Raw genomic sequence first — 9,037 nt, 5'->3', positions numbered from 1 at the left:
CCCCCCCCGCCCCCCCCCCGCCGGTCCCTGGACGCCGCCCCATGATGACGGCCGGGCGCGCCTGACGGCATTGGTGTTCGAGCGCCAGATCGACGAAACGCCATGGGACGCGCCGGCGGCCGACAGCCCGCCGGCCGCCCTCAGCATCCCCGCGCCGCGCATGACCGAGGCCGGCTACGCGCGCCAGATCGAGGCCATCCGCGCGCTGATCGGCGCCGGCGAGCTGTACCAGGTCAACTACACCCAGCCGCTCGACGTGCAATACCAGGGCGACGCGGCCACGCTGTACCGCCGCATCGCCGCGCGCAATCCGGTGGCGCACGGCGCCTACATCGAGGACGGCGCGCGCACGGTGCTGTCGTTCTCGCCCGAACTGTTCGTGACCCGCCGCGGCGCGCAACTGACCACCCGGCCGATGAAGGGCACGGCGCCGCGCCACCCCGACCCGGCCGAGGACCAGCGCCTGGGCCAGGCGCTGCTGGCCAGCGACAAGAACCGCGCCGAGAACCTGATGATCGTGGACCTGCTGCGCAACGACCTGGGCCGGCTGGCCGAGCCCGGCTCGGTCAAGGTCGAGGCGCTGTTCTCGCTGGAATGCTATCCCACCGTCTGGACCATGACCTCGACCGTGTCGGCGCAGGCGCCGGACGCCACGCTCGAAGACGTGCTGCGCGCGCTGTTCCCCTGCGGCTCCATCACCGGCGCCCCCAAGGTCGCCGCCATGCGCCGCATCCGCCAGATGGAGGCCGCGCCGCGCGGCCTGTATTGCGGCAGCATCGGCTGGCTCGCGCCCGACGGCGACTTCTCGCTCAACGTGGCGATCCGCACGCTGGTGCTGGACCAAGCCGGCCACGGCGTCTACAGCGTCGGCGGCGGCATCGTGCATGATTCCGATCCGGCCGAGGAATGGCAGGAATGCCACTGGAAGGCCCGCATCCTGCGCGCCTGAGTGCGCAATCCGTGTCCGCGGGGTAGGATAGAACCCGGCCCCGCCCGCCGCCGCCCGCCGTTTACCAGGAGCCCCCATGCAACCCGAACTGATCGAGACCATCCTGGTCGACGCCGAGCACCGCGTGCCCCTGCTGGCGCGCCACCTGCGCCGCCTGGAGCAGTCGTGCAAGGCGCTGGGCTACACCTGGGGCGGCAGCGCGGTGCAAAGCGACATCATGATCGCCGCGCTCAGCCTGAACACCCCCGGCGCGCACCGCCTGCGCCTGCTGGTCGCGCGCGACGGCAGCCGCCACATCCAGACCGCCGTGCTGCCGCCGCTGCCGGCGGAGCAGGAAATCATGCTGGCGCCCGAGGCGCTGCGCTCGTCCGAGCCGCTGCTGCGCTACAAGACCACCTACCGGCCCTGGTACACCAAGACCATCGAATGGCTGCCGGCCCATCCGCACATCTTCGACCTGGTCTACCTGAACGAACGCGGCGAACTGTGCGAAGGCAGCCGCAGCAACGTCTACCTGCGCCTGGACGGCGACTGGTACACGCCGCCGGTCGACAGCGGCTGCCTGCCGGGCGTGCAGCGCGCCGAACTGCTGGACACCGGCAACGTCAGCGAACGCGTGCTGACCCTGGCCGACCTGCACGCGGCCGACGAAATCCGGCTGTCCAACGCCCTGCGCGGCTGGTTCACGGTCACCCTGCGCGAAACCTGAACCCGTCCGCCCCGGGACGATGCCGATTGCCAAACCGGCAAGCCTGAAGAATAATTGATACTCATTCTTATTGATTATTCGACGTTGGCAACGTCCCATCGTGTTCCCCTCCCCGCGCGCGGCATCCCCCGATATCGAAGTCCTCTATAGCGACCACCACGGCTGGCTGCAGGATTGGCTGCGCCGCCGGCTGGGCAACGCCTTCGACGCCGCCGACCTGGCGCACGACACCTTCCTGCGGGTGCTGCGCAACCTCGAACCGATCCGCGAACCGCGCGCCTACCTGACCACCATCGCCCACGGGCTGGTGGTCAACCACTGGCGGCGCCAGGACCTGGAGCGCGCCTATCGCGACACGCTCGCCACCGTGGCCGACACCCTGGCGCCCTCGCCCGAGGAAGGCGCGCTGCTGCTGGACGCGCTGTGCGAACTCGACGCGCTGCTCAACCAGCTCAACCCCAAGGCCCGCGCCGCGTTCCTGCTGTCGCACCTGGAGGGCTACACCTACGTCGAAATCGCCGCGCGCCTGGAAGTGTCCGAGCGCATGGTCAAGAAGTACATGGCGCAGGCGATGCTGCATTGCCTGACCGCCGGCCAGCCGCCCGCGCCATGAGCGCCGCCGCCCCCAGCTTCCAGGTGCTGCAGCAGGCCGCCGAATGGTACGCGGCGCTGGGCGCGCCCTCGGTCGACGCCGCCGAACGCCAACGCTGGCGCCAATGGCACGACGCCGATCCGGCCCACCAGCAGGCCTGGCGCCAGGTCGAGGCCATCAGCGGCAAGTTCCTCAATCTGCCGGGCGGCAACAAGCCCATGGCGCACCGCCTGCTGGACGCGGCCGCGGCCGGCCAGGCCCGCCGCCGCCTCACCCTCAAGACCCTGACGCTGCTGTGCGGCGCCGGCCTCGGCGGCTGGGGCGCGTCGCGCGCCCTGCCCTGGCGCCAATGGGCCGCCACCCACCACACCGCGCTGGGCGAACGCCGCCAGATCCGGCTGGCCGATGGCGCCGTCATCTGGCTCAACACCGACAGCGCGATCGACGTGGACTACGGCCCCGACCTGCGCCGCATCAGGCTGGTGGCGGGCGAGATCCTGGTCGCCACCGCCCCGGACAACCAGTCTCCCGCCCGCCCCTTCGTGGTCGACACGGCCCAGGCGCGGCTGCGCGCCCTGGGCACGCGCTACAGCGTCTACCAGCAGGACGGCGCCAGCGTGGTCGCCGTGTTCGACGGCGCGGTGCGGATCGAACCCGTGGCCAATGGCGTCCCCGGCGGCATCCTGCATGCCGGCGAACAGGCCCGCGTCACGCGGGCCGGCGCCGCGCCCGCCGAGGCCGCCGCCCTGGCGCGCCGCTCCTGGGCCGACGGACTGCTGGTGGCCGAGAACATGCGCCTGGGCGATTTCGTGGCCGAACTGTCGCGCTACCGCCGCGGCTACCTGGGCTGCGCGCCGGAAATCGCCGACCTGCGCATCGTCGGCACCTACTCGACCACGGATACCGCGCAGGCCCTGGCAACCCTGGAAGCCACGCTGCCGCTGCGGGTGCGCACGCCCATGCCCTGGTGGACCGTGCTGGAGCCCAGATAGCGCGCGGCGCCGACCGCCCTGCGCCGCGCGTCGCGGGCAGGTTCCCCTTTTTTCCGTCTCGATTGGCATACGGGGTGAAACCACCTCATTCACCTCCTGTCGACCTATGCCATTCCGTTCCCTGCCCTCCGCGCGCCGCCGCGCCGCCCTCCGCCAACCGGCCGCCGCCGCGCTCGCCGCCACCGTCATCGGCCTTGCCCCGCTGGGCGCCGCGCCGGCCCATGCCCAGGCCGCGGCCGACACCGTGGCCGAGCGCGACTACGACATTCCTGCCGGCGACCTCAGTCGCGTGCTGACCGAGTTCGCGGTGCAGGCCGGCATCCAGGTCTCGGTCGACGCCGCGCTGACGGCCGGGCGCCACAGCCCGGGCGTGCGCGGCCGGCAGTCGCCGTGGTCCGGCCTGAACGCGGTGCTGGCCGGCACCGGCCTGCAGCCGGTGCGGCGCGGCAATGCCTTCAGCGCGCGCCTGGCGCCCGCCGGCGACGCCGTCACGCTGCCCAGCGTCACGGTGCAAGGCAGCGCCACCGCCTCCCTGCAGCAGGAAGGCCTGGCAAGCGATGGCTACCGCGCCACCACGGTGTCCGCCGCCGGCGCGCTGGGCGGCATGGAGCTGCGCAACGCGCCCTATTCCTTCAGCGTGGTGACGCGCGACCTGCTGCAGAACGTGCAGGCGCAGTCGCCCGACGACGTCTACCGGATCAACCCGTCGACCCTGACGCAGACCCCGCAACTGAGCGGCTGGGCGCCGATGGTCAAGATCCGCGGCTTCAGCAGCTACGACCGCGCCGAAGACGGCCTGCGCCGTTCATACGGTTTCGCCGCCTCGCTCGAAGACAAGGAACGCGTCGAAGTGCTCAGCGGCCTGTCCGGCTTCCTGTACGGTGCGGCCTCGCCCGGCGGCATGGTCAACTATGTCAGCAAGCGCCCCACGCCCGACTACCTGAACAGCATCACCGTGGGCAACTACGGCGGCAGCCAGTACTACGTGCATGGCGACTTCGGCGGCCCGTTCGACGACAACGGCAAGGTCGGCTACCGCGTCAACCTGGTGCGCCAGAACGGCGACACCGCCGTCGACGACCAGAAGATCGACCGCACCCTGGCCAGCCTGGCGCTGGACTTCAACATCACCGACCGCTTCAAGCTCGAGCTGGGCGCCTCGTACAGCGACTACAAGATGCGTTCGCCCACCGCCTACTGGTTCGTCGGCGAAGACGTGCACCGTCCCGCGGCCATGGATTCGAGCAAGGATTGGGGACAGCCGTGGATCCGCGACGAAACCCAGAGCCGCCGGTGGATGGCGCGCATGACCTACGAGGCCAGCGACCACCTGACGCTGCGCGTGGCGCACCTGCGCGAATACCAGGACCGGCCGGTCCAGTACCACACCATGAATTCGATCCAGCCCGACAACCAATACCTGCAGCTGCGGCAGAAGGTCGGCGAGACCAAGACGGAATCCGAGGCCTGGCAGGCGCTGGCCGACATCTCGTTCGACACCTGGCAGGTCGGCCACAAGATCACCCTGGGCTATTACGGCTACATGGACAAGCAGTGGCAGACCACCTACGCGCCCCATACCGGCTACCAGGGTCCGTACGGCCTGGATTCGCCCACCCTGGTCGCGGAACCCGACTGGCCCTCCGACGCCGCCAAGCGCACCTACTACGCCAGCCGCATCCGCAACGACAACTTCATGATCGGCGACCTGATCCGATTCAATGAGCAATGGTCGGCGCTGGTGGGCATCAACCGCAGCACCATCAAGTCGATGGAACGCGGCGCCGACGGCCTGCCCGGCCAGCCGGACTACGACCGCGGCCGCAACTCGCCCAACGCCTCGCTGATGTTCGCGCCCACCCCGTGGCTGACCACCTACGCCACCTACATCGAAGGCCTGGAACAGGGCGGCGTGGCGCCGGACGAGGCCGTCAACCGCCTGCAGGTGCTGCCGCCCATGCGCAGCAAGCAGCGCGAACTGGGCGTCAAGGCCGAGCTGGGCGGCGTGCTGGTGAGCGGCGCGCTGTTCGACATCGAGAAATCCTACGAATATTCCAACAATGCCAACGTCTACGTGCAGGACGGCATCCAGCGTCATCGCGGCGCCGAGGTGTCGGCGGTCGGCAAGGTCACCGACGCCTGGACGGTGATGGGCGGCGTGACGCTGCTGACCGCCCGCGTCGAGGGCAGCGCCAACGACGGCAGCGCTCCGATCAACGTGCCGAAGATCATGGCCAAGCTGTATTCCGAGTACGCGCTGCCGTTCGCGCCGGGCCTGAGCGTGACGGGCGGCATCTACCACGTCGGCCAGCAGTACGCCACGGCCAGCAACAACAGCCGCCTGCCGTCGTACACCACCTTCGACCTGGGCCTGCGCTACGCCACCAAGGTCACCGGCCGGCCGCTGACGCTGCGCCTGAACGTCAACAACGTCGCCAACCGCGACTACTGGCTCAACAGCTACTACCTGGGCAGCCCGCGCAGCGTGGCGCTGTCGGCGCAGATGCAGTTCTGAGGACGGCGCCAGGGCCTGTTCACACTAAAAGGAGCCTCGCACAGGCCCTAATCCGCGAACTGCTCCACCACCACCTGCCGCAGCCACTGGTTGGCGGGCTCGCGGTGGTTGCGGGCGTGCCAGAACACGTTGATGACCGACTCCGGGATCTTCACCGGACAGGGCGCGGTGGCCAGGCCGAAGGGCTTGCAGGCGCAATCGGCGAAGCGCCGCGGCACCACCGCGATCATGTCGGTGGCCTGCAGCACCGGCCCCACCGCCATGAAGTGCGGCACCGTCAGGCGCAGGCGCCGGCGGATGCCGGCCTGCTCGATCACCTGGTCGACCACGCCGTGGCCGGTGCCCTCGGACACGATGGCGACATGCTCGGCGGCGCGGAACTGGCGCGCCGACACGCCGGTGCGCGCCAGCGGATGGTCCTCGCGGAAGATGCACACATAGGGCTGGCGGAACAGCCGGCGCTGGAAGAAGCCGTGTTTCAGGCCCGGCAGGAAGCCCATCGCCAGGTCGATGCGGCCGCGCTCCATCTCGTCCTTCACATCGATCGAGGTGGTGCGCACGGTGCGGATGGTGACGCCGGGCGCGGCGTCGTCCAGCGCCCGCATCAGGCGCGGCAGGAAGTAGGTCTCGCCGACGTCGTTGACGCCGATGACGAAGGCGCGCTCGCTGCGCGCCGGATCGAAGCTGGCGCGCGCGTTGAGCGTGCCGTGCAGCGCCGCCAGCGCATCGGCGATCGGCTGCGCCAGCGCCTCGGCATAGGGCGTGGGCACCATGCCGCGCGAGGTGCGCAGGAACAGCTCATCGCCCAGCAGCTTGCGCAACCGCCCCAGCGCGTTGCTGACCCCCGGCTGCGAAATGCCCAGGTTCTGCGCCACCGCCGACACCCGGCCGTGCTTGCACAGCTCGTTGAACACGACCAGCAGGTTCAGGTCCATGTCTTGCAGGTTCATGCTTGTCTCCACCAATATTTATTTTGGTGATTGTTGTCATCATCCAGATTCTATTTATTTATTTCACACCCTGGCCGATGATGCAACAAACGCCTGCGCCGATGTCGCGCGGGCCCCGATGGATGAAGGAGACAACCATGCGCCATCCCCTCGCCCCGCCCTGTAGGCGCGGCCGCCTCGCCGGAGGCCGCCGATGAACGCCCCCGAACAACCGCTCTCGTTCGTGCCGCCCTGGCAGGGCGACGGCAGCCACCGCATCCCCTTCGGCGTCTACACCGACGCCGCCCTGCACCAGCGCGAGCTGGAGCGCTTCTTCTACCGCGGCCACTGGAGCTACGTCGGCCTGGAAGCGGAAATCCCCAACCCCGGCGACTTCAAGCGCACCGCCGTGGGCGAGCGCTCCGTCATCCTGCTGCGCGACAACGACGGCCAGGTGCGCGTGGTGGAAAACGTCTGCGCCCACCGCGGCGTGCAGTTCTGCCGCGAACGTTCCGGCAACCGCAGCGAGTTCGTCTGCCCCTACCACCAGTGGAACTACGACCTGCAGGGCAACCTGATCGGCGTGCCGTTCCGCCGCGGCGTCAAGCAGGACGGCCGCGTCAACGGCGGCATGCCGCCCGACTTCAAGCCGGAAGAGCACGGCCTGACCAAGCTGGCCGTGGCCTGCCGCAACGGCGTGGTGTTCGCCTCGTTCGACCACGGCGTCGAGCCGCTGGAGGACTACCTGGGCCCCGACATCCTGCACTACTTCGACCGCGTCTTCGACGGCCGCCAGCTGGTGATCCACGGCTACAGCCGCCAGCGCATCCCCGGCAACTGGAAGCTGATGCAGGAGAACATCAAGGACCCCTACCACCCCGGCCTGCTGCACACCTGGTTCGTCACCTTCGGCCTGTGGCGCGCCGACAACCGCTCCGAACTGAAGATGGACCGCCACTTCCGCCACGCGGCCATGATCTCGACCCGCGGCCAGGGCGGCAAGGGCAGCGTCACCAGCGGCGTGTCCAGCTTCAAGGAACAGATGACGCTGAACGACGACCGCTTCCTCGACATCGTCCCGGAACCCTGGTGGAACGGCCCCACCGCCGTGCTGATGACGCTGTTCCCCAGCGTCATCATCCAGCAGCAGGTCAACTCGCTGTCCACGCGCCACATGCAGCCGGTCGGCCACGACGCCTTCGACTTCGTCTGGACCCATTTCGGCTTCGCCGACGACACGCCCGAGATGACGCAGCGCCGCCTGCGCCAGGCCAACCTGTTCGGCCCGGCCGGCTTCGTCTCGGCGGACGATGGCGAAGTCATCGAGTTCTCGCAATCGGGCTTCGCGCAGAAGCCCTGGCACCGCAGCGTGGCCGAACTGGGCGGCAAGACCGCCGAGAACACCGACCACATGGTGACCGAGACCCTGATCCGCGGCATGTACGCCTACTGGCGCCGCGTGATGGAAGCGGAGGCGTAACGATGCTGGACTTTCCCCTCTACTACCAGCTGACCCGGCTGTACGCCGACTACGCCGCCGCGCTCGACGCCGAACAGTGGGAACAATGGCCCGACTTCTTCCTGGAGGACTGCGTCTACAAGGTGCTGCCGCGCGAGAATCACGAGCGCGGCTACCCGCTGGCGACCATGTCGTTCGAGAGCCGCGGCATGCTCAAGGACCGCATCTACGGCGCCACCGACACCATCTTCCACGACCCCTACTACCAGCGCCACGTGGTCGGCGCGCCGCGCGTGCTGTCGGTGCGGGGCGACCGGATCGAATCGGAAGCGAACTACGCCGTGTTCCGCACCAAGCCGAACCAGCTGACCACGGTCTACAACGTCGGCCGCTACCTGGACGTGATCCGGCAGACGCCCGACGGGCTGAAGTTCGAGTCGCGGCTGTGCATTTTCGACAGCGAGCTGATCCCGAATTCGCTGATCTATCCCATCTGACCAGGACATCAAGACATGAGTACGAACTGGATCAAGGCCATCGCGCTGGCCGACGTGCCGGAGGAAGACGTGATCGCCGTGCAGGCGGGCGACCGCGAGATCGCGCTGTACGGGGTGGAAGGCAGCGTCTACGCCACCGACAACCTCTGTACGCACGGCAATGCGCGCCTGTGCGACGGCTTCCTGACGGGCCACGAGATCGAGTGCCCGCTGCACCAGGGCCGCTTCGACGTGCGCGACGGCCGCGCGCTCTGCTCGCCGCTGCGCGACAACCTGGCGACCTACCCGGTCAGGATCGAGGATGGCGTGGTGTTCGTGGCGCTGTGAGCATGGCGTGGCGCTGTGAGCATGGCGCGGCGCCGCAAGCGCGGCACGGCGGCCCGCCATTCCGAACC

Annotated in this window: 10 protein-coding genes; 9 read left to right on the top strand and 1 reads right to left on the bottom strand. The window is 69.3% G+C overall.

The features are described 5' to 3' along the window. The 5 genes from pabB to AOZ53_RS32680 form a co-directional block, all read left to right on the top strand. Nucleotides 1-949 (top strand): aminodeoxychorismate synthase component I (gene pabB / locus AOZ53_RS32700; protein WP_054491014.1); only part of this gene is annotated, 949 nt, incomplete at its 5' end. Nucleotides 950-1,025: 76 nt separating this feature from the next. Then, nucleotides 1,026-1,658 (top strand): aminotransferase class IV family protein, encoded by a 633-nt coding sequence (locus AOZ53_RS32695; protein ID WP_054491010.1) that lies wholly within the window; start codon nucleotides 1,026-1,028, stop codon nucleotides 1,656-1,658. Between the two features lie 100 nt (nucleotides 1,659-1,758). Then, nucleotides 1,759-2,271, top strand: coding sequence for a sigma-70 family RNA polymerase sigma factor (locus AOZ53_RS32690; protein WP_054433963.1), 513 nt, complete (start codon nucleotides 1,759-1,761; stop codon nucleotides 2,269-2,271). Continuing rightward, the gene (locus AOZ53_RS32685) at nucleotides 2,268-3,242 is read left to right on the top strand and encodes a FecR domain-containing protein (protein WP_231690725.1); all 975 of its coding nucleotides are present in this window, start codon (nucleotides 2,268-2,270) and stop codon (nucleotides 3,240-3,242) included. The genes AOZ53_RS32690 and AOZ53_RS32685 overlap by 4 nt, the downstream gene beginning before the upstream one ends. Before the next feature lie 106 nt (nucleotides 3,243-3,348). Then, nucleotides 3,349-5,757: a TonB-dependent siderophore receptor gene (locus AOZ53_RS32680; protein ID WP_231690724.1), complete on the top strand. Its 2,409-nt coding sequence runs from the start codon at nucleotides 3,349-3,351 to the stop codon at nucleotides 5,755-5,757. 47 nt (nucleotides 5,758-5,804) lie between these two features. Here AOZ53_RS32680 and AOZ53_RS32675 read toward each other — a convergent pair whose 3' ends face one another. Further along, nucleotides 5,805-6,707: a LysR family transcriptional regulator gene (locus tag AOZ53_RS32675; protein WP_006388935.1), complete on the bottom strand. Its 903-nt coding sequence runs from the start codon at nucleotides 6,705-6,707 to the stop codon at nucleotides 5,805-5,807. On the opposite strand from AOZ53_RS32675, the gene AOZ53_RS34565 reads away from it, so the two are divergent. The 4 genes from AOZ53_RS34565 to AOZ53_RS32660 are packed head-to-tail and all read left to right on the top strand — an operon-like array spanning nucleotide 6,706 to nucleotide 8,969. Then, nucleotides 6,706-6,873: a hypothetical protein gene (locus AOZ53_RS34565; protein WP_156333601.1), complete on the top strand. Its 168-nt coding sequence runs from the start codon at nucleotides 6,706-6,708 to the stop codon at nucleotides 6,871-6,873. The genes AOZ53_RS32675 and AOZ53_RS34565 overlap by 2 nt on opposite strands. A gap of 27 nt (nucleotides 6,874-6,900) precedes the next feature. After that, on the top strand, nucleotides 6,901-8,166 hold the full coding sequence (locus tag AOZ53_RS32670; RefSeq protein ID WP_054491006.1) for an aromatic ring-hydroxylating dioxygenase subunit alpha: 1,266 nt from the start codon (nucleotides 6,901-6,903) through the stop codon (nucleotides 8,164-8,166). Nucleotides 8,167-8,168: 2 nt separating this feature from the next. Continuing rightward, nucleotides 8,169-8,642, top strand: a complete 474-nt coding sequence (locus AOZ53_RS32665) for an aromatic-ring-hydroxylating dioxygenase subunit beta (RefSeq protein ID WP_054433966.1) — start codon at nucleotides 8,169-8,171, stop codon at nucleotides 8,640-8,642. Nucleotides 8,643-8,657: 15 nt separating this feature from the next. Further along, complete coding sequence (locus AOZ53_RS32660) at nucleotides 8,658-8,969, top strand: non-heme iron oxygenase ferredoxin subunit (protein ID WP_054491004.1); 312 nt, start codon at nucleotides 8,658-8,660, stop codon at nucleotides 8,967-8,969. The last annotated feature ends 68 nt before the right edge of the window (nucleotides 8,970-9,037 follow it).

Source organism: Achromobacter sp. 2789STDY5608621, assembly GCF_001299375.1.
In the GTDB taxonomy this organism is placed as follows: Bacteria; Pseudomonadota; Gammaproteobacteria; order Burkholderiales; family Burkholderiaceae_B; genus Achromobacter; species Achromobacter insuavis.
Note: the sequence above shows the minus strand (reverse complement) of the source record. Positions and strands in the feature narration are given on the sequence as shown.

What these genes read in the sequence shown, in the direction of transcription:
- AOZ53_RS32695 (WP_054491010.1), top strand. Translation starts at nt 1,026, where the DNA reads ATGCAACCCGAACTGATCGAGACCATCCTGGTCGACGCCGAGCACCGC.
- AOZ53_RS32680 (WP_231690724.1), top strand. Translation starts at nt 3,349, where the DNA reads ATGCCATTCCGTTCCCTGCCCTCCGCGCGCCGCCGCGCCGCCCTCCGC.
- AOZ53_RS32660 (WP_054491004.1), top strand. Translation starts at nt 8,658, where the DNA reads ATGAGTACGAACTGGATCAAGGCCATCGCGCTGGCCGACGTGCCGGAG.
- AOZ53_RS32665 (WP_054433966.1), top strand. Translation starts at nt 8,169, where the DNA reads ATGCTGGACTTTCCCCTCTACTACCAGCTGACCCGGCTGTACGCCGAC.
- AOZ53_RS34565 (WP_156333601.1), top strand. Translation starts at nt 6,706, where the DNA reads ATGCTTGTCTCCACCAATATTTATTTTGGTGATTGTTGTCATCATCCA.
- AOZ53_RS32675 (WP_006388935.1), bottom strand. Translation starts at nt 6,707, where the DNA reads ATGAACCTGCAAGACATGGACCTGAACCTGCTGGTCGTGTTCAACGAG.
- AOZ53_RS32685 (WP_231690725.1), top strand. Translation starts at nt 2,268, where the DNA reads ATGAGCGCCGCCGCCCCCAGCTTCCAGGTGCTGCAGCAGGCCGCCGAA.
- AOZ53_RS32670 (WP_054491006.1), top strand. Translation starts at nt 6,901, where the DNA reads ATGAACGCCCCCGAACAACCGCTCTCGTTCGTGCCGCCCTGGCAGGGC.